This is a genomic window from Methanoregula sp. (assembly GCF_002835825.1).
GTDB lineage: Archaea > Halobacteriota > Methanomicrobia > Methanomicrobiales > Methanospirillaceae > Methanoregula.
Window position 1 is genome coordinate 1 of sequence record NZ_PIZH01000628.1, and the last position, 1,207, is coordinate 1,207.

General features: G+C 59.8%; 1 protein-coding gene. It reads right to left on the bottom strand.

The window, feature by feature from the left end; genetic code table 11:
• Nucleotides 1–63 precede the first annotated feature (63 nt).
• On the bottom strand, nucleotides 64–1,207 hold a 1,144-nt coding region (locus CW742_RS13960), incomplete at its 5' end, for a methyl-accepting chemotaxis protein (protein ID WP_292421421.1).

Below are 1,207 nucleotides of genomic sequence, written 5' to 3' on the forward strand. Positions count from 1 at the left end.
TGTTGTCTGGTCGACGTCGTACCCCTCCTCCGCGGATGCGGCCCTTGCGTTCTGCGCCTCGTTCTAGGTCTCCCCGATATTGGTCATCCCCTCGCTGACGCTGGCCGCGACCTCCTCGATGGAGGCTGCCTGCTCTTCGGCCGCCGCAGCAACCTCGGTGACGTTCTGGTTGATCTTGTCGATTGCGGTTACGATCTTGTTGAAGTTCGCGATCGTCTCTTCAAGGGCAAGGCTCCCGTCCTTCACACCCCGGTTGGCCTCGCCAACCGCACCGACCGCATTATTGGTCTGCTTCTGGAGCGTCTCGATCATGCCCGAGATCCGCTCCGCCGAGGCGCGGGACTCGACGGCAAGCGACTTGACCTCGGTCGCGACCACGGCAAACCCTCGCCCGGCCTCACCGGCCCGTGCAGCCTCGATTGCAGCGTTGAGGGCGAGGAGGTTGGTCTGGTTCGCAAGGTCAGTGATGAGATCGACGATCTCGCTGATCTTGTCCATCTGGGTCTTGATGTCCCCGATGATCTGGTTGACCTCGCCGGACGATTTGGTGATGCCCTGCATGCCGGTCTCGGTCTTCCGGGCCAGTTCCATCCCGTTGTGGCTGTAAGCTGTGGTATCGGTAACGAGCTGGGCAACCGACTCGGTCTTGAGCGCAACCTCCTGGATGGCACGGGAGAGGTCGTCCATGGCCTGCTGGACCTGGTGGATGCCCTTGCCCGACTTCTCGGTGTTCTCGCTCACCTTCGATGCATTGATGGCGACCTGGCTTGCGCCGGCCGAGACCTCCTGGATGCTGGCGTTTGCCTCCTCGGCATTTGCGGCAAGGTTGCTGACTTCCGTGTTGATGGTGCCCATTGCCCCGGATATGTTCTCGCCAATCCAGTTCAGGGAGTTCTTGAACATCTTGAAATCGCCACGAACCTTGATCTTCTCGTCAAAGCGGGCAGTGAAATTGCCATTTGAATAATCCCCGGCAACCCTTATTCCTTCATTGAGCGGAATAACGGTGCTTTCGAACGTCTTGTTGATGCCGGCGATGATCTCCCAGTACCCTCCCTTGAACTTTGCCGCATCGCCCCGCACCGAGAGTTTTCCCTCGACTGCGGCGATGGAGAGTTTGTTCGATTCGGCGATGAGGGCCCGAAGGGTGGTCGTAATCTTCACCAGTGCCGGCACGATCTCGTCCCGTTCGTCGCGGGGCTTGAGA